The following is a 20,559-nucleotide window of genomic DNA, read 5'->3' on the forward strand; positions in this document are numbered from 1 at the left end:
TGCACGCCATCGAACGGCGAGGTCAGAAGAGGTCTTGCTGCTCGCCGACCTGCTGCCCCGTCGCGCGCGCCTCGATCGCGAGGATCTTCAACTTCGTCACGACGCCGCCCGGCGCGGAGAAGCCCGTCAGGTTCGCCGCCTTGCCCGCCGTCGGCGCGCCCATCACGCGGTGGCAGGGCACGATGGGCGGGAACGGGTTGTGGCCCTCCGCACGGCCGACGGCTCGCGCCGCGTTCGGTTGTCCGAGTCGGGTGGCCACCTCGCCATAGGTCAGCGTCTGACCGACCGGGATGCGCCGCGTGAGCGCGAGCACCTCGCGATCGAAGGCCGGCACCGCGCTGTCGTCGAGCTCGATCTCGAGCAGGTCGCGCGGCTCGCCGTCCAGCAAGGCGCGCACGCCGAGGCAAGCCTGCTTCACCACCTCGGGCAGGCGTTCGAAATCGGTCACCTCGCGCCCCGTGGGAAAGCGCACCCACATGCGGTCGCGCGTGACGGACGGCGTCTCCTCCGGCAACTGCGAGGCGACGATGCCGCGTTCGGTCCACGCGATGCCGCAGTGGCCGAGCACCGTCGGATAGCAGTGGAAGAAGACTTGCGGCGCCATGTCGGAATGCTGATGCGCCGCGCGGTCAGTTCGTGACAGGAGCGGCCGCCGCCGGAAGCGCCGAGGCGTCCACGGGCGGCTTGAACGCCGGGTGCTGCATCGCGATCTCCGCGGCCTGCAGGCGCGCGTCCGTCGCCAGCTTCGCGACCTCGCGCGGCGCCATCGCCTTGAGCTTGTGGTCCGACCACACCTGGCGCCAGCGGCGCGCGCCGGGCAGGCCGTTCCACAGGCCGAGCGCGTGCCGCATCGCCTGCGACCAGGGTCTCCCCAGCGCAACCTGCCGGTCGAGGTAGTCCAGCCAGAGCGCCTCGACCGCCTCGCGGCTCGCGACCGGCGCCTGCGCCTCGCCGAAGAAGCGCTGGTCCCATTGCGCCATCTGCCAGGGCTCGTGATACGCCTGCCGACCGATCATCACGCCGTCGACATGGTCGAGCTGCGCGGCGATCTCGTCGTCCGTCTTGAGGCCGCCGTTGATCGCGATCGTCAGATGCGGGAACTCGCGCTTGAGGCGATGGACCAGTTCATAGCGCAGCGGCGGGATGTCGCGGTTCTCCTTGGGCGACAGGCCCTGCAGCCACGCATTGCGCGCGTGGACGAGGAAGACCTCGCAGCCCGCGTCGGCGACCTGGCCGACGAAGTCGCGGACGAAGTCGTAGCTCTCGATCCGGTCGATGCCGATGCGGTGCTTGACGGTGACCGGGATGCCGACCGCGTCGCGCATCGCCTTGACGCCGTCGGCCACCAGGGCCGGCTCCGCCATCAGGCAGGCACCGAACGCGCCGCGCTGGACGCGCTCGCTGGGGCAGCCGCAGTTCAGGTTGACCTCGTCGTAGCCCCATTGCTCGGCCAGCTTCGCACAGGCCGCGAGATCGGCCGGCTCCGAACCGCCGAGCTGCAACGCCACCGGGTGTTCCTGCTCGTTGAAATCGAGGTGCCGCGGCTTGTCGCCGTGCAGGATCGCGCCGGTCGTCACCATCTCGGTGTAGAGCAGCGTGTGACGGGTCAGCAGCCGGTGGAAATAGCGGCAGTCGGCGGTCGTCCAGTCCAACATCGGTGCGACGGACAGGCGCCAGGGGGACAACTTCGAGGAGGACGTCGACAGCGACGTCGCGGACAGCTTCGCGGACATAGGGGACGGATTATCCCGCGACCCGCGATGTCAGCTGCGCGATGAGCTCTTCCAGCCGCTCCGGCGACACGGGCTTCACGACGTGCTCGTCGAATCCCGCCGCGAGCGCCCTCGCCCGGTCCGACGCCAGGCCGTAGCCGGTCAGCGCGACCAGCCGGGGCCGTTCCCCGCGCGTCTGCGCCCGCAGGCGCCGCGCGAGTTCGTAGCCGTCCATCGTCGGCAGGCCGATGTCGATGAAGGCGACCTGGGGCGCCCGCTCCGCGAAGAGGCGCAGCGCGTCGGCGGGATGGTGGGCGACCCGCACCGCATGCCCCTGGTCGACCAGCAACTGTCCCAGCAGGTTGGCGGCATCCTCGTTGTCGTCGATCACCATCAGTTCCCTCGACGGGACGGCGGGCGATGACGCCGGGGCGGCGACGGCCCGCGGCTCGGGCGACGACGCGGAGCCCGGCATCCGGACTTCCACCGTCGATCCCTGGCCGATGCCGTCGCTGCGCGCCGTCACCGTGCCGCCGTGGAGCTTCACGATGTTGCGCACGATGCTGAGCCCCAGGCCCAGTCCGCCCTGCGCGCGGTCCAGCGCCTGCCGGCCCTGCGTGAACAGGTCGAAGGCGGTCGTGAGCGCCTCGGCGGACATGCCGATGCCGTTGTCGCGGACCGTCGTCACGACCTCGTCGCCATCGGCCCGGGCGGAGACGGTGATGAGGCCACCCGGCTCGGTGTACTTCGCCGCGTTCGCCAGCAGGTTGGACAGCACCTGCGTCATGCGCGCGGCATCGACGTCGACCGCCAGTCCGTCCTCGAGCGCCAGCACGACCCGGTGGCGCCGCTGCTCGATCAGGGGATGCACCATCTCCAGCGCGCGGTGCACCAGCGACCCGATGTCCGTGCGGCGCAGGGCCAGCTCGATCTTGCCGCTGCTGATGCGCGAGACGTCGAGCAGGTCGTCCACCAGGCGGATCAGGTGCTGCGTCTGGCGGCGCAGGATCTCGAGCTGCCGGTCCGGGGCTCCGGCGCGCCGTTCCAGCAGCGTCAGCACCGACACGATGGGCGCCAGCGGATTGCGCAGCTCGTGGCCCAGCATCGCCAGGAACTCGTCCTTGACGCCGCTGGCGCGCTCGGCGTCGGCGCGCGCCGCCGTCTCGCGCAGCAGCAGCGACTTCAGCGCGGTGATGTCGCGCACCGTCCCGATGGCGCGGTGGGCGCGTCCGTCGGCCTCGCGCAGGAAGTAGACGTGCTCGCGCACGTGGACGGCGCGGTCGTCGACGTCCTGGAGCCGGTATTCGGCGTTCCAGGCGGACGCCTCGCCGCGCAGCGCGGCATCGAAGGCCCGCGTGACCCGCTCCGCGTCGTCCGGATGCACGCGCGTGCGGCGCCAATCGGATGTCATGGCCGAGCGGGACACGCCGCCGAACAGCCGGTCGACATGGCCGCCCCACCAGAGGTCGTCCAGGGCGACGTGCCAATCCCAGAGACTTTCCTCCGTGGTCTCGGAGAACAGCTGCATGCGCTCCTGGTCTCGCAGCGCCGCGGCGTGCTGCCAGGCGGTCTCCAACGCGGAGCCCGCCAGCGCGGCGATGGTGGTCAGCGTGGCGACGGCGTCTGCCGCCAGGCCAAGGCCAAGACCGGCGCCGGGATCGTTGCCGGGATCGCTGACAGGGTCGCCGCCTGGACAGACCTCGGGCCCAGGAAGTCCGACCACGAGCGCGCCGGTCAGACGCCCGGCGCGGTTGCGCAGCGGCACCACGCCGAGGGCGCGCTCTCCGCGCGGGAACAGCGCCTGGAAGATCGAGGCGGTCCCACCCTCCCGCTCGATCCGCACCGGGCCGCCGGCCATCGACAGGCGGCGATGCAGCGCATGCAGGGCGGAGCGGACGGGCACCAGCGACCGGTCGTCGCCGTGATCGGCCCGCGCGAGGGTCGCCTGCTCCCAACTGCGTCCCGGCTGCAGATGCGAGGCGAAGACTCGCCCGTCCCGACACCTCGGCCGCCGCGCGGCGGGCGTGCTCCAGCAGGTCCTGCGGGCGCCGCAGCGCCATCAGCTCCTGGACGAAGGACGTCAGCTCGAAGTTCAATGCGCCGCCGCGGGTCACGCCGGCTGTGCGGCCGCGCTGCCTGTGAGGTTGGCCAGGCGGGTTTCCAGGATCCCGCCGTTGCGGTCCACGGCGAGGAAGGCCTGCGGCGGCACGTAATACATCGTCGAGTTGTCGATGCCCTCGGTGTCGAGCAGCACGCGGGGGTGGGTGTGCAACACGTCCAGCAGCAGCTCCGCGTCGAAGCGCCGCTGGTCGTACTGGCAGATCGAATAGGTCGGCGCGCCGGTGGCGTAGAACTCGTTGAGCAGCGCCTCGTATTCCACCAGGCGTTCGGTGCCGGGGTCCCCTTCCAGGGCCCAGGACATCTCGCCGGTGACGCGCAGCGCCGTGTAGCCGGCCTCGATGGCGCGGGTCGTTTCCTGCCCCAGGATCTCGATCATCTTGCGGGGATCGAAGACGCCGTCGACGAGGTAGACGTCCTTGGCCGCCTGGACCACCAGCTGACCGCTGGCGATCAGCGCATCGACGTCGATGTCGGCCTCCAGCAGGGTCGCCCGCAGGCGCTCGGCGGTCTGCAGATGGACCAGGTAGAGCATCTGCTCGCGGCGCTCCAGCCCCAGGCGCACGAAATCCACCGTGATGCGACGCTGATCCGCGTCGCTGCGGAAGATGCCGCAGTAGTGGTCACCGGGCTGCATCGACTCCAGCGCCGGGAGGATGGACGTTCTGTTGCACATGAGAGTCCCCTGTCAGACCCCAACGGCCCGCCCCGCAGTGTAGGCCCGGCGCGACAACGACCGGCCTGGCGCATGCCGAGGCGTCTGTCACCCCTCGTTCGAGGCAGAGGCTTGTGTCCAATTGCGTCGGAGCCCCTGAATGCGGCGACGGCGGGCCTTGCGTCCGTCGTAACATCCCCGCGGCTCCGCGGTCTCCCTGCCCTTTTCCGATGTTCCCGTCCCGTCGTCCGTCCGGCTCCGCCAGCGGCTTTTCCCGCCGCGGTCTCCCCGTCCTTGCGCTGCTGATCGCGGCGGGGATGGCTGCGTCGTCGGCGCAGGCGACGCAGGACAACGCGACGGCGACAGCCAGGACGAACGCAGCCCGGGCTGCCTCGGCCGGGTCCACCGGATCGGAGCCGGGATCCAACCTCGCGAAGTCCGAGCTCCTCGACATCGCCGACCTGCGCAAGCGCATGACGGCCCGGACGGTGACGCTGACGCGGCATGCGGAGACGGGCGACATCGCCATCCAGGTCTGGGCGCGGACGACTCTCCCAAAGAAGTACTACGTCGCCGTGACGCAGCAGGGCACGGTGCGGCGCACGCTCACCGCCACCGACGAGGCCGAGGCCTGGCGCAGCTACGACAGCTTCCGCCGCATGGCCGGCCTCGGCGAGGTCGGACGACCGGTGCTGCTGGGCCAGATGACCGTGGAGCCCGCACCGTCGGCGCGCATCCCGCTGGTCATGGCGGCCGGCGCGCTCCCGTCGACCCCGACGATCCCTTCGTCGCCCGTGCCGCCGCCGCAGACCGTCTTCCCGACTCCGGTGCCCGCCACGCCGCCCACGATTCAATCTCCGGTTCAGTCGGCCGTTCAGTCCCCGATTGCGCCAATGACACCGCCACTTCGGACGAACCCGGTGCCTGAACTGGAAGCCGTTGCGCGCGCGCCTGCCCCGAAGGCGGAAACGCCCATGGCCGCGCGCGAGATCTCCGCGACGACAGGCGAGGCGGTGAATTCGCGCGGGGACCTGCGCGTGGCCGGCGCCGAGGTCGAGACGCTGCGACGCGCGCGTTTCGGCGACGAGGTGGCGCGCCTGGTCTGGAGCGCGGAGAGTTCGCAGTACTTCGTGTCCCTCACGCGCCAGGGCTCGGTGGTGGCGATGCTGCGCAGCCGCGACAGCGCCGAAGCGACCCGCGCCTACGAGGACTACGTGCGGCAGGCCGAGAAGCGGGCTTCGCTGCTGCCGGGGCGCGCGGCCGGAGCGATGTCGTCGGCGTCGCGATAGCGGCGGCTCCTCGTCCTACAGACACCGATCGGGGAACGGCGAAGACTCCAAGCATCGGCCTTCACGGCCATCGCGCCTCAGGAGCACGCCATGATCCGCAAGCTCAGCAGCGGGCAGTACCGCCTGTACTCCCGCAACCCCGATCCCAAGACGGGGAAACGCCGCAACCTCGGCACCTTCGATACCCGAGAAGCCGCCGAGAAGCACGAGCGGGAGGTGCAGTACTTCAAGCGGCATTGATGGACGACGAGGCGAACCGACGTCCCCTCAATTTCCCGGCGGTCAAGGTCGCATCGACGACTTCGGCTTTCTCGCGCCTCTATGCTTGAGCCGAACCGGCCCGCCCCGGCGTGCCGCTAAGCAGAGCACAGGGAGACAAGACATGCGACTTTCAGTTCGACGCGGCAGGAGCCCGCTGTATGCATTGACCTTGGCCGTGGCCGTGGGTTCGGCCGCGCTGCTCGCCGGCTGCGGCGGCGACGATGACGGCGACGGCGGCACGCCCGCCGCGAAGTTCAGCGCCGAGATCCGCCGCACCGCCATGGGCGTGCCCCACATCAAGGCCCCCGACTGGGGCGGCGCCGGTTACGGCTACGGCTATGCGCAGGCGCAGGACGACCTGTGCACCATCGCCAACGCGATGCTCACCTTCCGCGGCGAACGCGCCCGCCACTTCGGCGCCGACGCGGTCGTGCCCTTCCAGGGCACCATCGGCCAGCCGAAGAACATCGACTCGGACTTCTATCACCGCCACGTCCTCAACGACGAGGTGATGCAGCGCTTCATCGCCGCCCAGCCCGACAAGCTCAGGCAGATGGTCGCGGGCTTCGCCGCCGGCTACAACCGCTACGTCCGCGAGATCAAGGCCGGCGCCGAAGCCACCGCCCACACGGCCTGCCGCGGCGAGGCCTGGGTCGCGCCCGTCACCGATACCGACATCTTCCGCCGCATGTACGCCGCGCACTTCGCGGCGGGCTACAGCAACTTCGTCGCGCAGATCGCCAATGCGACGGCGCCTGCGGCGGCTGCGCCCACGATGGCTTCGAAGTCCTCGACAGTCTCAGCCACGATCGCGTCGGCCGCAGCGACCGCAGGAACGGCCAGCAGGTCCAACGCATCCCACGCAGGGCGGCGCGCACGCAGCGCGGCAGCTCAGCCGATCACCATCGCCACCGCGCATCTGCCGGACTTCCAGGTCGGCGGCAACGACGGCGTGGGCAGCAACATGATCGGCTTCGGCACCGCGGGCACGGGCGACGCCAGCCCGCTGCTGTTCGGCAATCCGCACTGGTACTGGCGCGGCCCGGACCGCTTCTACCAGGCGCACCTGACCGTGCCCGGCGAACTCAACGTCGCCGGCGCCTCCTTCCTCGCCCAGCCGATCGTGCTCATCGGCTACAACGACAACGTGGCCTGGAGCCACACCGTCTCCGCCGCGCGCCGCTACGGCCTGTTCCAGCTCACGCTGACGCCCGGCGACCCGACCAGCTACCAGCGCGACGGCGCCGCCGTGAAGATGACCGCCCGCGCCATCACCGTGCAGGTCAAGCAGGCCGACGGCAGCGTCGCGCCGGTGTCGCGCACGCTCTACGAGTCGCAGTACGGCCCCATCGTCAACCTCGCCCCGCTCAACGCGGCGCTGGGCTGGAACACCAACACCGCCTTCGCGATCCGGGACATCAACGGCGACAACTTCCGCGTGTTCCGCGTGTGGATGCGCTGGAGCCAGGCCAAGACGCTCGAGGAGTTCCAGACCATCCAGCGCGAGGAGTCCGCCATCCCCTGGGTCAACACCGTCGCCGTCGCGCGCGGCAGCGCCCAGGCCTGGTACGCCGACATCGGCGCGATGCCCAACGTCTCCGCCTCGCAGCTCACGAGCTGCGCGACGCCGCTGACCACCGCGCTCAGCGCCGCGCTGCCGCGCACGCCGGTGCTCGACGGGTCCAAGAGCAGCTGCGACTGGCAGAGCGATCCCGACTCGAAGCAGCCCGGTGCGCTCGGCCCCGCCCGCATGCCCAGCCTGCTGCGCGACGACTACGTGCTCAACAGCAACGACAGCTACTGGCTCGCCAACACGGCCGCGCCGCTGACCGGCTTCCCGGACATCCTCGGCCCGGCGGGGACCGCGTCGATCAGCTTCCGCACGCGGCTGGCGCATCTGCTGGCGCAGGGGCGGCTGGCCGGCACCGACGGCTACGCCGGCAACAAGGCCACCAGCGAGACCGTGCGCGCCATGGTGCTCAACAGCCGCACGCTCACCTCGGAGCTCTTCCGGGACCAGACGGTCGCGATGTTCTGCGCGCCGCCGACGGCGTTCACCGTGAGCGGCGATCCCGCCACCGGCGAGACCTTCAGTCCGGCGCGCACCGTCGATCCGACCGAGGCCTGCGCGGTGCTGCAGGCCTGGGACGGCAAGGCGCTGCTCGCGTCACGCGGCGCGCACCTGTGGGATGAATTCTGGACGCGCGCCTCTCGCATCCCGGAGGCCTCGCTGTTCGCGGTGCCCTTCAGCAGCGCCGATCCGCTGCACACGCCGCGCGACCTGAACCCCGCCGTGAAGACCACGCTGCAGCAGGCCTTCGGCGCGGCGATCGTGCGCGTGCAGGCCAGCGGCTTCGCGATGAACGCCACGCGCGGCGAGACGCTCTTCGCCACGCGCGGCACCGACAAGATCCCGCTGTTCGGCGGTTGCGGCCAGCCGCAGGGCTACTACACCGTCGCCTGCGCGCTCAGCCGGCTGGATCAGGGCGGCTACGACCTCAACACCGCCACCAGCGCCAACAGCTACCTGCAAGTCGTGCGCTTCCCCGCCGGTGACGTCGAGGCCTATACCTTCCTGACCTTCTCGCAGTCGGACGATCCGGCCTCGGCGCATTACAGCGACTACACGCGCGCCTACAGCGCCGGGCAGTGGCAGAAGGTGCCCTTCTCCGAAGCGGACATCGCCAAGGACACGGCCTTCTCGACGAAGACGATCAGCGAGTAACCCGGCACGCGGGCCCACAACGACACAGCCGGCCGACCGCCTCGACATCGAGGCGGCGCGGCCGGCCGTGGCACCCGATCGCGGGAGCGATCGGGCGGTGGAAGGTCCGGATCAGACCTGCAGCGCGCGTTCGATCTCGGTCAGCTTGTAGCGGGCCAGGGCGAGGTTGCCCTTGTTCTTGTCCAGCACCAGGTACAGGAACAGGCCGGCGTTGTTGGGTACCAGGCGGATCAGGTGGTACTGGTCGGTCAGCGTGATGAGGATGTCCTCGATGCCCTTGCGCAGGCCCAGCGACTCCATGGTCTGCAGCTTGGCGCGCACCACCTGCGTGTTGCCGGCGGCGGCCAGGTCCAGGTTCACGGCGGTGCCGGCCTGGGCCAGGCACATGCCGCTGCGGAAATCGACCAGCGCGGCGGCCAGGGCGCCGTCGATGGTCATGGCGGCGTCGATGGACTGCTTCAGATTGCTCATGGTGTCTTTGTTCAGGGAGGGGGCGGGTTGCAGGGAGTCGAGCCCGAAGCGGCTCGTCAGCTTGTTGAATTCCTCGATCAGGACGAACCACAGCGTCTCCGGGCTGCTGTCGGGCAGCCGGTAGAGCACCGTGGTCGGCGTGGCCGCGGTCACCATCGGCACGAGGGTCATCTCCTCGACGATGGCGCTGGGCATCAGCAGCAGGCGCACGGCCGGCACCTCGGCGGCCCAGGCGCGGCGCAGCAGGTCCAGCGCGCCGTGGACCGAGCCCGGTCCGACGATCACCAGCAGACCGGCCGGACCGTCGGCGGCGGCGAGGTCGTCGTTGGGATACGGCGGACGCACCCAGTCGATGGTGGGCATGCCCGGCGTCGTGCTCAGCGCGATCGCCTGGCGGGATTCCGTGGTGGACAAGGTCGCGCCGGTCTGGCCAATGGCCAGGCCGCCCAGGCGGGCCGTCATGTCGACGACACGCACACCGGATCTGCTCATGAAAGGGTCCCGAGAGTGGAGGAGACGACTCTTCGGCCGCTGGTCGCGGAGTGTGGAGAAAGCGCTTGCAGAACGCGCCCCCACGCTTGAGGGGTCAGGGCTTGCTACGGGCGTTCCGTGTGCCGAAGGTCACGACCGCCATGACGGGGCACGGTGCATCCGGGCGCCCAGCGCCCGTTTCCTCCAAAGCCTTCGATGTCTGCGGGACCCAAGCGCCTCAGACCTGCAGCGACCGCTCGATCTCGGTCAGCTTGTAGCGCGCCAGGGCCAGGTTGCCCTTGGCCTTGTCCAGCACCAGGTACAGGAACAGGCCGGCGTTGTTGGGCACGAGACGGATCAGGTGGTACTGGTCGCCCAGCGTGATCAGGATGTCCTCGATGCCCTTGCGCAGGCCCAGCGATTCCATCGTCTTGAGCTTGGCGCGCACCACCTGCGTGTTGCCGGCGGCGGCCAGGTCCAGGTTCATGACGGTGCCGGCCTGGGCCAGGCACATGCCGCTGCGGTGGTCGACCAGCGCGGCGGCGAGCGCGCCGTCGATCGTCATCGCGGTGTCCATCGATTGCTTCAGATTGCTCATGGTGTCCTCATGCAGAGTGGGGGTGGGGGTGGGAGAAGCGTGAAGGGCGTGCGGCCCGTGCCGTGCCGACAGCCGGTTGATCTCCTCGATCAACACGAACCAGAGCGCGTCCGGGCTGCTGTCGGGCAGACGCAGCACCTGGGTGGAAGGTGTGTCCGCGGTCACCATCGGCGACAGGGTCAGGTCTTCCACGATGGCGCCGGGCAGGAGCAGTACGCGCACGCTGGGCACCTCGGCAGCCCAGGCGCCTCGCATCAGGTCCACGGCGCGCTGGACGAAGCCGGGGCCCAGGATCACCACCAGCGCGACGGGCCCGTCAGGCGCATTCAGGTCGTCGTTGGTGAACGGGGGACGGACCCAGTCGATGGCGGGCACGCCCGACAGGCCGCCCAGCGAGACGGTCTGACGCACGGCGCCACGGGTCCAGACCGCACCGATCTGATGCAACGCCAGTTCACCCAACCGTGCGGTCAGGTCGACGACGCGCACGCCGCTTCTGCTCATAGGGACTTTCCGAGGAGTGGAGGAGACGACCTTGCGATCGTCCGAACGCGGCATGTGTGCCGGCGCTGCCGGACCGCGTTCGCTGCGCGATGCGCAGCGCCCCTCTCAACTCGTCATCCCGTGCCAAAGATCACAAGGCAGAGGACGGTCGGCTCATGGGAGCCGATGCCATGGCGTGGGCTCAAAGCCGCCGACTGAGCGTCAGCTTGATGTTGCGCCCCGGTGCGAAGACCTGCTCGGCCAGATAAGGCTGCACGCTGCGGTTGAAGAGGTTGTCCACCGCAAGCTGCACCTTCGTGTCCGCCCATGCGCCGCGCCCCTGCCACTGCGCGAAGAGCCCGTGCAGCCCGTAGCCCTTGGCGGGCGGCAGCGCGTAGGGCACGACCTCGTCGTCCGGCACCTTGTTCTGCGCCGCGACGAACTTGCCCTGCCACCCGGCGGCCAGCCCCAGCGACGGCCACTTCCCGCCGATCACGACGACCGCCTTGGGCGCGCCGATGTCGATCAGCGGCTGGTTCTTCGTCGCCCAGGGATCGCGGATGGAGCCGCGGTGCTCGCCCCGCATCCAGGCCAGCGACACGCTGGCGAAGCCGCGTCGCTGCTCGTAGTGCGTCTCCGCCTCCGCGCCCTCGCTGCGGTAGCCGGGCAGGTTCCGGTAGAACGGCAGGTTGGGCGGACGCTCGGTGCCGGGCTCCACGAAGATGCCGAAGCGCTTGTGGATGTTGTCGTGCACGAGGTTGCGGAACACGGTGAAGGTCGCGGCCAGCGCGTCGCCGCCGCTGAGCCAGTCGGTGCGTTCGTGCTTGAGGCCGCCGCGCAAGGCGGTGACGCGCTCCTTGCGCAGGCCGCGGCTGGTCGCCGAGGCGCTGCTCGCGGCGGACTGGGCCTCGAAAAGCTCGTCGATCACCGGCGCGCGCCAGGTCTTGCCGGCGTCCGCGAACAGCGCCGTGGCGGCCGTGGCCTGCCACTTCGCCGACAGGTGCTGCGACCAGCCGCTGTGATAGACCGGGCGGTAGTCGTGGCCGGCGGCCGGATCGTTGTAGCGCGGCGCGAAGTTCGGTTGCCCCGCCGTGCGGACCTGGTCGTAGCGCAGGCCCGGCGTGACGGTCCAGGCGCCGACGCGCCACTCGTCCTCCACCCAGCCGGACACGGTGCGCTGCTCGCCGGACGGCATGTAGTACGGCTGCAGCCAGCCGTAGTTGTAGCTGGCGTCCTTGGTGCGGGTGTGCAGGAACATCAGCGTGTCGCGGTCATGCCGCTGCGCCTGCAGGCCCGTGGCCAGCGCGTGCGTGACGCCGCCGAGGTCGAAACGCGCGGTGTTGGTCACGTCGATCTGGCGATCGCGGTAGGTCGCGTGGCTCTCCTTGCCGAGGCTGGCCGCGAAGTCGCTGGTGATGCTGTCGGGGCGCTGGTCGTCCTGGCGGCTGGACGACTGGGACAGCCGCACCTGCAGGTCCAGCAGCGGCTGCGACGCGGGCGCGTAACTCCACAGCAGCGATTGCGTGCGGTCGGTCTGGTCGCGCCACAGCACCTTGCGCAGCCAGGCTTCACGCTCGCCGTACTTCGCGATTTCGGCGGGAGTCGGCGCGGGCACTTCGTCGCGCTTGGCGGCGAACGGCGCCCAGGCCTTGCTGCGGCCTTCGATGTCGGAGAGCGTCAGCCGGCTCTCCCCGAGCTGCAGCGTGAGCTTCGCGAGCGCGGAGCGGCTGTGGGTCTCGGAGAACTCGTAGACGGTGTGATCGGCGCGTTCCTGGTTGCCGGAGTCGCGGCCGGTGACGGCGACCAGGAACTGCCAGGGCAGCGCGGTGCCGGGCTCGGCGCGTGCGAAGACGCTGCCCGACACGATGCGCTGGTCGTCGTTGCTCGCCCAGCCGAGCTTGGCCAGACCGCCGAGGCGCTCGCCGGGGCGCAGCAGATCTTCGGCGTCCTTGCTCTCGACCAGCACCGTGCCGCCGAAGCCGCCGTTGCCGTAACGCACCGAGTGCGCGCCCTTGTCGACGGTGATGCGCTTGATCAGCTCGGGCTCGATGAAGATCGATCCCTGCCGGTACTTCTCGAAGCCCTTGTTGGCGCCGTCGAGCTGCACGCGGATGTCCTCGACATCGCCGAAGCCCCACATGTTCAGGCTCTGGCCGCCGGGGCGGAAGCTGCCGTTGAGGTCGACGCCCGGCAGGTTGTCGAGCAGCTGCTGGACGGTCAGCGCCTGCTGGCGCTCGATCTCGTTGGGGGTGATCGTGGTCTTGCCCGGAGCGACGCTGCGCACGCCGTAGACGGTGACTTGCGACAGCGTCACGGTGGGTGCTGAGGCAGCCGCCGCTGGCGCGGGCGCCGCGCTCGCGGGACTCGTTGCAAGCACCTCGTCCGCCCAGGCGGCGGACGCGATCAGGGTGCTGATGAGGGGAAGAAGGCGGAACCGTGGGAAGCTTCGAACTTGACGGAAGGACTGATTTTGCTTTTTAACTTCAAACACTTACAGAACGGATGAGAATTATTCTCAACAAAGTGTAGCAGCAGAACTTCCGTCTTGTGAACGAGCCGTGAAGGGGAAAGGGGCTTGTGCGAACAGCGCCGTAGGCGGCAACGGGGTCAGGGTTTGCGTCGACCATCGCAGCAGTGTTGTCCATTCAATTCAGCGGATTTGACTGCGGTCCCAGTCACATCGATTGAAGACAGCTTCAGCCATTTCGACCTGAAGCTTCGTCTGAACTTCAGTGAGCTCATCCTCAAGCCGGTAATCAGCGCAAACGCGCAGATTGCGCAACTTGAGAAGCCTCTTCCCCAACCATTTGGACCGCTTGAACTGCTCCGGCGAACAACTCGGGTGAGGTCGTTGCAGGCGGTCAATCAGCTCTTGGTGGACGCCTTTCGTGTCCGGCCGGATGCTTCCCAGATGCGGCAGTGTCTTCTCCCACTCCTGGCACCGGTGATAGCAGGCGTAGTAGGCGCGGCCGACAAGCAGGCGATGGTTGGCCTCTGGAGACGCCTCCAACGCCTTGGCTTGCTTCAAGAAGTCACGGCAGGACACTGGCATCTCGTGCGCCCTCCCCCATAGGATCTTGATCGTCCATGACGTCGCGCGAGCGCTGACGATCCTTCTGCATCCGCTCACCAGAAAAGGAAAATTCGAAGCCGCTGCGGCAGGTGTCAAGCTCACACAGCTGCCACAGCAATTCGTCATCGATGTTATCGGCGACGTCGCTGGTCGCATCGAGGCACAGGATGTGTCGGAGGCTGAGTTCCTCATCCTCGAAATCCGTTATCTGGATCTCGAAACTCCGGCCATCGCGAATCCGCAACGACCGCTCCCGCGCCAAGGCGGCCGCCATCTGCAGCAGCTCCATGATGGTCGAGCACACCACGTTATGGGTGCACGTGATCTGATACAGAACTTCGGCCAGCGTTTCTGCGTCGAGCATGCCCCCTTCTTCGGAGGAGATGCACTTGGACGTGGTCGGCTTTCCAAACAGTGAGCTTGGCTCCAGCAAGACCGCGGCCAGGTCGGCGCAGTTGATCTGAGGCCTCGGCGCCAATGGCGGAAGGGCCGCCACCACTCGGCGCGCACGTTCCAGCACAGCCTTGTCTCGCTGACCGCCCTCCCCGTTTCCATTGAAGGAAATCCGCACCCCTTCGTTCTGGAGATCCATCGCGGTCAAGCGCGCCAGGTACGACTCCGTGACGTCGCGCGCGACAGCTTCGGGCGCATCGATCTGCAACTCATAACGCACTGATGGCGTAGAGAGTCCGCGTGGTGACATCGTCACTCGCGGAGGACAATTGCACAGCTTCAATGCATGCTCGGCCAGCACCTGCGCCGCCACTTGCAACATCTGGATCGCATGCGAATGACGAAGGTTGCATCGATTCAGAACGGCGCGAAGATCTTCCGCGATTCGAGACCAGTTCCTGCTCACCGATCGACCGGCGCAGGTGCCGTCGCAAACGTCTGACGCCGGGCCGAACAACGCTGTCGGCTCAGCCAACAACGCCACCACCTCGTCGAACTCCGCCACGGGTCGCGGGCCTACCGGGGGCAGGCGCATCACCAGATTGCTCGCCCGCTCCCATTGCACATTCATCGTCATCAAGCCACTCCTGCATCCGGATCCACGACCCGGGAAGGCATGCAGTGTCGAATCAGAAGCGCGTTTGTCGATTCCCCTCGAAGGGCGAATCGATGGGGAAATCACTTCGAGTAGGTGAGTCCCCCTGCACATACTCATGAGAGCCATTGCCAGCGCCACTACGAGGATCACTGCCCCATGGCTTGCAGAGCTTGTGCCGCTTCCGGGCGCGCGGGCTGCGCGTCGCGCAGCGCGGTAAGAACGCGCCTGGCCGTCGCCGCATCGCGCGGTGCGAGCGCGACGGCCATCTGCAGCAGCGGGTCGTAGGCGGGTCGGAAATCCGGACTCAGGCGCACCGCTTCGAGCAGCGGCCCGCCCACCTGCGCCAGCATCACCGCAGGGTCCGCCACCGGACGCGCGGACCGCCCCGCTTCCAGGAATCGATCGCGCGCCTGCCAGTACGCAGCGAGTCGACGTGAATCGCCCGGCGATTGCACGCCGATGTCCGACGGCGACGCGCTCACCCGATGCAGGAACTCGAAGAGCCGCTCCTTCGGCGTCGATGTCGGTGCATACACGAGGCGCGGTGCGAGGTAGGCCACGATCGGGCGGTCGTCCGTGTTCATCGGCACCTGGCCGGCGAAGGCGGCGAGAGATCTGGGGCCCGCGACGACGCTGCCGAGCAGCGCGAATTCGTCGTCGAGGCCGAAGTCGGCCAGCGATCGGCCATCGCGGCGCGCTGGTGCCCTTTCGACGCGCGCGTGCCAGGCCGCCAATGTCGACGATGCCGAAGCTCTCGAAGTCTCTATATCGCGCCGGCCGACGAGTCCGATCACCGGCGTCTCCAGGCTGTTCGCCGCCAGCACCGCGATCGCATCGGGGTACACGGACACGAAGGCGCGCGTGACGCTGCGCAAGCTGTCGAGGTCCAGTTGATGCAACGGCAGCCATTGGCAGAACAGCCCCTGCGGCGCGAGGCGCTCGCGCACAGCGGCGAAGTGCTCGCGGGTGTAGAGGGCGCCGGAGCCGCTGCGAGCCGGATGGAAGTTGTCCGACACGATCACGTCGTAGCGCGTCTCGGAAGCGCGCACGAAGCGCCGCGCGTCCGCGGCGACGAGGCGCGGCATCGCGCCGTCCAGCCCCAGGGCTCGCGTGAAGAGCGGCGACGCGTCGATCACCTCCGGCAGCAGCTCGACGGCGTCGACCTGCAGCGTCGGGTCCTGCGCCGCGACGCCGGACGTCGCGCCCGTGCCAAGTCCGAGGAACAGCGCGCGACGCGGCGCCGGATGCAGCAACACCGGCAACAAGGCCTGTCGGCCGTCGACGAACAGGCTCGCGCTGCTCCCTTCCTGCTGGCGGTTGTTGATGCGCAGTCGCGAAACGCCCGCGCCATCCTCGACCACGCTGACCGAGGCCATGCTGCCCTCGGCATAGCTGACCAGACGTGCGCCGTCGGGCACATCGACGAATGCGAGCGGTGCGCCGAAGACGGTCATCAATGCGAGCACGATCGTCACGAACGCCGTCGTCGCCACCGTCATCGGCGTCGGCATCGGCGTCGGCGTCGGCGAAGCCGTCGGATGCCGCCACGTCTTCGATCCGGCCACGGCTACGGCTGCGGCCAGGTAGCCGCCGGCGATCAGCAGCAGGGCTGCCTTCGGACCGATCCACGGCGTGACGACGACGCCGAACAGCGGCGCGGCCATGGCAGCGCCCAGCGTGTTCACCGCGAGTGCGCGTCCGAAGGCGATGCCCTGCCCCATCGCCTGCGCGCTCAGATGGCTGAACCACGCGCCCATGGCGAGCGTGGGAAGACCGAAGGCGGCGACGGCGAGCAGCGCCTCCGCGCCGAGCGCCGCCGCGAAGCCCGTGCCGAGCGTGTTCATCGCGCCGTTCTTCAGCGCTGGCGCCGCCCACAGCGCGGCGAGGCCGATCAGGCAGGTCGCGCCGAGGACACCGGGCAGCAACGACGAGAGCCGGTCCTCTTCCTGTCGCTTCCCCCATCGTCGCCACCACCGCTGGTAGCCTGCCGCGCCGAGGGAGGTTCCGACCAGGTACACCGCCAGGAGCAATGCGAAGGTATAGACGGTGTCCTCGTTGAGTTGGCTGAGCACGCGCACGACGACGACCTCGTACCCGATGCCCAGCATTCCGCTGAGCGCGAGCGGCATCAAGGCCATGGCCCGGGGCCAGCGAGCGCTGGCGGGACCGGAACGGTGCGTGGAGGTCCCGGACGGGAGCCTCCATGCATCGTGCAGGGCCGCGCTCGGCCGTTCGGAGTTGAGCCGCTTCCATGCGCCGACCGCACACAGGGCGTTCATCCCCACGCAGACGCCGGCCGTCGCCGCGAGGCCGAACGCCGGCACCAGCCAGAACGTTGCCAGCAGCACGCCGAGCACGGCGCCGAGCGTGTTGGCGGCGTAGAGGCCGGCGATGGAGCGTTTTCCCTCGGCACCGACGATCCGCTCGATCGCCGGCAGCGTCGCGCCCATCGCGGCGGTTGCGGGCAGCAGCAGGAGGAAGCTCGCGCCGAAGGTCACCGTCCATTGCCACCACGCCGCGGGTTCCGCGCCGATCCAGTGCTCGACGGCGTCTCCCGTCGGTTGCATCAGCACGATCAGCGCCAGCCCCCACAGGCCGATCGCCGCCTCGCACGCGATGTACCAGCGCAGCGGCGACGCCGACCGCTCGATGCGCCCCCCGAAGGCGATCGCGCCCAGCGCGAGCCCGCCGAAGAACGCCGTGATCACGGCCAGCACGGCCGCCGCCTCGAATCCGAGCCACAGCGCGCATTGCTGCGTCCAGACCATCTGGTAGCCGAGCCCCGCGAAGCCCGACAAGCCCATCAGCGCCAGCGCGACCCCGCCCGCGCGCTGGCGCGTCGCCGCTGTGGCCGAGCCGACGGCGGAGGCGTCCGCGGACGCGCCGGACGGCGGCGGCGACATCACCGTCATCCGCTGAACCCGACCGTGTAGCCCCACGAGTTCAGCCGCGCCGGGATCGCGTTGAACGCGAGGCTGATGCGCGTCTGGCCCTCGTTGGGCGGCACGGCGTGCATCAGGTAGCTCGGGAACAGCACCAGGTCACCGGGCGACGGCGATGGGCTGATCCACTTCTCCGCGTTGAACGGCCCCGCGACCATGCCGGGGTGGTCGTTCTTGAAGCTGAAATCGGTCCCGCCCGGGGACTTCATGAACACGGTCCGCGACGAATCGTCCGTGCCCGTCAGGTAGACGATGCCGGAGGCGAAGCTGTTGGCATGGTTGTGCATGGCCTGATGGCCGCCGTGCGCCATCACGTTGACCCACAGTTCCTTGACGCCCCAGGGCATGCGCTCGCCGAAGAGCAGCGCGCCGAATTCCGACAGCGGCCCCGCCAGCAGCGCGGCGACATCGACCAGCAAGGGGCTGTCGCCCGGCTGCAGCATCCGCGTGTGCACCAGCTTCGTCGAGCTGTTGTTGTCCCGCATGGCCTGCGTGCTGAAGTGATCCACGAGGGCCGCGACCAGCGTCGGCGGCAAGGCGCCCGGCACGCGCATCACCGGGGTCGGGAACAGGCTGAAGGTTTCAGGGGCGCTCATGGTCGTGGTCTTGTCTTCGTCGTGGTCATGGTCGTCCCCCTCAGCCGACGATCGCCGCGATGCGCAGCCACGACCAGTACGCCGCCGCGGAGCCGATCAGGTACAGCAGCGCCGTGCGCAGCCGGGCGGTCCACGACCAGCGGCCGGCCACGCGCCACAGCGCCCAGCACGCGCCCACCGTCATCAATTGGCCGATCTCGACGCCGACGTTGAAGGTCAGCAGCGCGACGAGCAGGTGGTTCTCCGGCAGACCGATCTCGCGCAGTGCGCCGGCGAAGCCCAGTCCGTGCACCAGTCCGAACAGGAAGGCCACCAGCGCCGGCCAGCGCCGCGCCAGCGTGTCGCCGTCGTTGCTCGTGCCGCCCGTGCCGCTCGTGCTGCTTGCACCGTCCTGGCCGCGTCGCGACGGCCTCAGCGCCTCGCAGGCGACCAGCACGATGGACAGCGCGATCGTGGCCTCCACCGGCGGCGGGCGCAGCTGCAGCCAACCCATCGCGCTCATGCCCAGGGTCAGGCTGTGCGCCGCGGTGAACGCCGTGATCGTCCACAGCAGCTGGCGCCGGAAGCCCACCAGGAACAGCAACCCGATCACGAACATCAGATGGTCGATGCCCGCCAGGATGTGCTCGACGCCCAGCAGCGTGTACGCGCGGGCGATCTCGCCCATGCCGCGCCTGTCCTGCGCCGACCCGAACAACTGCACCGACGGCTGCCCCGCCGTCAGTGTGTAGACGCTGGTCTGGCCGTCGATCCAGAACACCTTCACCAGCGCCGCCGAGTACTGTCGGCCGACGCCCTCCATCGTCAGCGTGCCCGTCAGGCCCGCCTGGCCGCAATGCAGGTTCAGCCCCTCCGCCGTGCAGCCCTCGGGCCACGCGGGTGCGAGCACCTCGTCGGCGGCACGCTTCTCGCTTGCCGTCCATTGCCAGATGAACTCGCCGCGCGCGGTCTCGCGCACCTGCATCTCGGCCATGCTCATCTCGTGCGCCTGCGCGGCCCCGCCGGTCATCGCGAGAGCCGCCAACAGCAGACCGAGGATCCGTCCCGTCCAGCGGATCATTTGACCGCCTCCCGGCTGATCGTGTATTTGCGGCTCAGCGCGAGCACGGCGGCGCTGCGCTGCTCCGACAGCGTCGCGTCGGTCCAGTCCTGCAGCACGACGCCCCGCAGCACGTTGAAGTCGCCGGGTCGTGCCGGCGATGTCGAGACCAGGCGCATCGCGCGCCACGCCGGATGGCCGCCCTCCACGGTGCGGAACACGCGCCACTCGCCGACCGTCGACGACTCGATCGCCTTCGCGAAATCCGCGCCGTAGCTCTGCACGAGGTTGGCGTGCGGCCGGCCCTTGAAGACGCGCAGACCCGCGCCGGCATCGGAGGTTCCGGGCGTGCCGGCGTTCAGCTTCGCGGCGAAGGCGCGCAGCGCCGCCTCGTCGGCGTCGCCGGGCAGCACCGCTTCCTCGAAGTCGAAGCGCGCGGGATCGTCGTACTTCTCGCGGTGCGATTCGAACCAGCCCCGCAGGTGCGCGTCGTCGGCCGGCGGCAGCTTCACGCCGGCGTCGATCATGCTGAGCGACTTGAAGATCACGCGCTCGCGGATCGCCGTGTCGCCCTTGTCGAGCTGCAGCGCCAGGCCTTCGCGGTACAGCACCTCGTTGTCCAGCCAGACCTGGCGCAGCGCGGCGAGCTCCTTCGCGTCGGGCGCGCGGCCGCGCGACGCGGTGAAGACCTGGGTCGCCTCGGCGTCGACCTCGGCGCCGACGACGATGCGCATCGGGTCGTCCGCGCGGCTGACCAGCACGTGGTCCACGCCGAACAGCACGCCGCCCAGCAGCAGGAAGTGCAGCAGCGGTTCGCGTGTCCACGCGGGCCAAGCGCGCTTGGACGACGAGGAAGAGGTGGAAGCAGCGCGTGTTTCGGTCGCAGGGGGCATCGTCATCGACATGGCAATCGGATCACTTCTGAAAATGGAAATGCGCCGCACGACCATGCGTGCGGCGCCAATGGTCAAGTGACCGGCGCGGCCCCGATTCGGGATGCGGCGCTAGGCGCAAACCGGAGCCATAGCCCAGCTATGGCGAGGATTTGCAACGACGCGAGGCGCCCGAAGCGGGG

Annotated in this window: 16 protein-coding genes; 3 read left to right on the forward strand and 13 right to left on the reverse strand. The window is 69.3% G+C overall.

Translation table 11 applies throughout. The annotated features are described in order from the left end of the window. Positions 1 to 22: 22 nt before the first annotated feature. The 4 genes from ACQZ13_RS19945 to ACQZ13_RS19960 form a co-directional block, all read right to left on the reverse strand. Complete coding sequence (locus ACQZ13_RS19945; protein ID WP_431047437.1) at positions 23 to 604, reverse strand: methylated-DNA--[protein]-cysteine S-methyltransferase; 582 nt, start codon at positions 602 to 604, stop codon at positions 23 to 25. A 25-nt stretch (positions 605 to 629) separates the two neighbouring features. After that, positions 630 to 1,733, reverse strand: a complete 1,104-nt coding sequence (gene dusA / locus ACQZ13_RS19950; RefSeq protein ID WP_431047439.1) for a tRNA dihydrouridine(20/20a) synthase DusA — start codon at positions 1,731 to 1,733, stop codon at positions 630 to 632. A gap of 10 nt (positions 1,734 to 1,743) precedes the next feature. After that, a complete protein-coding gene (locus ACQZ13_RS19955; protein WP_431047441.1) occupies positions 1,744 to 3,615 on the reverse strand; it encodes an ATP-binding protein in 1,872 nt (623 codons plus the stop codon). A gap of 207 nt (positions 3,616 to 3,822) precedes the next feature. Then, positions 3,823 to 4,506, reverse strand: coding sequence for an MEDS domain-containing protein (locus ACQZ13_RS19960; protein WP_431047443.1), 684 nt, complete (start codon positions 4,504 to 4,506; stop codon positions 3,823 to 3,825). Between the two features lie 296 nt (positions 4,507 to 4,802). Between ACQZ13_RS19960 and ACQZ13_RS19965 the strand changes: the two genes are divergently transcribed. From ACQZ13_RS19965 to ACQZ13_RS19975, 3 genes are all read left to right on the forward strand, one after another. Continuing rightward, positions 4,803 to 5,774, forward strand: a complete 972-nt coding sequence (locus ACQZ13_RS19965; protein ID WP_431047445.1) for a DUF2968 domain-containing protein — start codon at positions 4,803 to 4,805, stop codon at positions 5,772 to 5,774. 90 nt (positions 5,775 to 5,864) lie between these two features. Then, positions 5,865 to 6,014 carry a hypothetical protein gene (locus tag ACQZ13_RS19970; protein WP_088405464.1) on the forward strand — a complete coding sequence of 50 codons (150 nt, stop codon included), beginning with the start codon at positions 5,865 to 5,867 and terminating at the stop codon, positions 6,012 to 6,014. Between the two features lie 142 nt (positions 6,015 to 6,156). Beyond that, complete coding sequence (locus ACQZ13_RS19975) at positions 6,157 to 8,760, forward strand: penicillin acylase family protein (RefSeq protein WP_431047448.1); 2,604 nt, start codon at positions 6,157 to 6,159, stop codon at positions 8,758 to 8,760. Positions 8,761 to 8,871: 111 nt separating this feature from the next. On the opposite strand, the gene ACQZ13_RS19980 is transcribed toward ACQZ13_RS19975, so the two are convergent. The 9 genes from ACQZ13_RS19980 to ACQZ13_RS20020 all read right to left on the reverse strand — a co-directional run bounded on the left by ACQZ13_RS19980 (position 8,872) and on the right by ACQZ13_RS20020 (position 20,383). Beyond that, positions 8,872 to 9,231: a hypothetical protein gene (locus tag ACQZ13_RS19980; protein ID WP_067281747.1), complete on the reverse strand. Its 360-nt coding sequence runs from the start codon at positions 9,229 to 9,231 to the stop codon at positions 8,872 to 8,874. Positions 9,232 to 9,940: 709 nt separating this feature from the next. Then, the gene (locus ACQZ13_RS19985) at positions 9,941 to 10,300 is read right to left on the reverse strand and encodes a hypothetical protein (protein WP_431053308.1); all 360 of its coding nucleotides are present in this window, start codon (positions 10,298 to 10,300) and stop codon (positions 9,941 to 9,943) included. A gap of 685 nt (positions 10,301 to 10,985) precedes the next feature. Next, complete coding sequence (locus tag ACQZ13_RS19990; protein WP_431047450.1) at positions 10,986 to 13,097, reverse strand: TonB-dependent receptor domain-containing protein; 2,112 nt, start codon at positions 13,095 to 13,097, stop codon at positions 10,986 to 10,988. Positions 13,098 to 13,433: 336 nt separating this feature from the next. Further along, positions 13,434 to 13,811, reverse strand: a complete 378-nt coding sequence (locus ACQZ13_RS19995) for a hypothetical protein (protein WP_431047452.1) — start codon at positions 13,809 to 13,811, stop codon at positions 13,434 to 13,436. Positions 13,812 to 13,815: 4 nt separating this feature from the next. Next, complete coding sequence (locus tag ACQZ13_RS20000; protein ID WP_431047454.1) at positions 13,816 to 14,886, reverse strand: hypothetical protein; 1,071 nt, start codon at positions 14,884 to 14,886, stop codon at positions 13,816 to 13,818. Positions 14,887 to 15,053: 167 nt separating this feature from the next. Next, positions 15,054 to 17,810, reverse strand: a complete 2,757-nt coding sequence (locus ACQZ13_RS20005; RefSeq protein ID WP_431047456.1) for a fused MFS/spermidine synthase — start codon at positions 17,808 to 17,810, stop codon at positions 15,054 to 15,056. Between the two features lie 5 nt (positions 17,811 to 17,815). Further along, positions 17,816 to 18,445 carry a putative 2OG-Fe(II) oxygenase gene (locus tag ACQZ13_RS20010; protein ID WP_431047458.1) on the reverse strand — a complete coding sequence of 210 codons (630 nt, stop codon included), beginning with the start codon at positions 18,443 to 18,445 and terminating at the stop codon, positions 17,816 to 17,818. Positions 18,446 to 18,485: 40 nt separating this feature from the next. Then, positions 18,486 to 19,505, reverse strand: a complete 1,020-nt coding sequence (locus ACQZ13_RS20015; protein ID WP_431047460.1) for a HupE/UreJ family protein — start codon at positions 19,503 to 19,505, stop codon at positions 18,486 to 18,488. Continuing rightward, entirely contained in the window at positions 19,502 to 20,383 is an 882-nt protein-coding gene (locus ACQZ13_RS20020) for a peptidyl-prolyl cis-trans isomerase (protein WP_431047462.1), read from the reverse strand. Before ACQZ13_RS20020 ends, ACQZ13_RS20015 begins: the two co-directional genes overlap by 4 nt. Positions 20,384 to 20,559 lie beyond the last annotated feature (176 nt).

This window comes from Roseateles sp. L2-2 (assembly GCF_050613215.1).
Lineage (GTDB): Bacteria > Pseudomonadota > Gammaproteobacteria > Burkholderiales > Burkholderiaceae_C > Roseateles > Roseateles noduli.

Bases quoted from the DNA above. Each gene is read 5' to 3' on its own strand.
- ACQZ13_RS19980 (WP_067281747.1), bottom strand. From the start codon at position 9,231: ATGAGCAATCTGAAGCAGTCCATCGACGCCGCCATGACCATCGACGGC.
- ACQZ13_RS19960 (WP_431047443.1), bottom strand. From the start codon at position 4,506: ATGTGCAACAGAACGTCCATCCTCCCGGCGCTGGAGTCGATGCAGCCC.
- ACQZ13_RS19985 (WP_431053308.1), bottom strand. From the start codon at position 10,300: ATGAGCAATCTGAAGCAATCGATGGACACCGCGATGACGATCGACGGC.
- ACQZ13_RS20000 (WP_431047454.1), bottom strand. From the start codon at position 14,886: ATGACGATGAATGTGCAATGGGAGCGGGCGAGCAATCTGGTGATGCGC.
- ACQZ13_RS20010 (WP_431047458.1), bottom strand. From the start codon at position 18,445: ATGAGCGCCCCTGAAACCTTCAGCCTGTTCCCGACCCCGGTGATGCGC.
- ACQZ13_RS20020 (WP_431047462.1), bottom strand. From the start codon at position 20,383: ATGACGATGCCCCCTGCGACCGAAACACGCGCTGCTTCCACCTCTTCC.
- ACQZ13_RS20015 (WP_431047460.1), bottom strand. From the start codon at position 19,505: ATGATCCGCTGGACGGGACGGATCCTCGGTCTGCTGTTGGCGGCTCTC.
- ACQZ13_RS19945 (WP_431047437.1), bottom strand. From the start codon at position 604: ATGGCGCCGCAAGTCTTCTTCCACTGCTATCCGACGGTGCTCGGCCAC.
- dusA (WP_431047439.1), bottom strand. From the start codon at position 1,733: ATGTCCGCGAAGCTGTCCGCGACGTCGCTGTCGACGTCCTCCTCGAAG.
- ACQZ13_RS19965 (WP_431047445.1), top strand. From the start codon at position 4,803: ATGGCTGCGTCGTCGGCGCAGGCGACGCAGGACAACGCGACGGCGACA.
- ACQZ13_RS19975 (WP_431047448.1), top strand. From the start codon at position 6,157: ATGCGACTTTCAGTTCGACGCGGCAGGAGCCCGCTGTATGCATTGACC.
- ACQZ13_RS19970 (WP_088405464.1), top strand. From the start codon at position 5,865: ATGATCCGCAAGCTCAGCAGCGGGCAGTACCGCCTGTACTCCCGCAAC.
- ACQZ13_RS20005 (WP_431047456.1), bottom strand. From the start codon at position 17,810: ATGTCGCCGCCGCCGTCCGGCGCGTCCGCGGACGCCTCCGCCGTCGGC.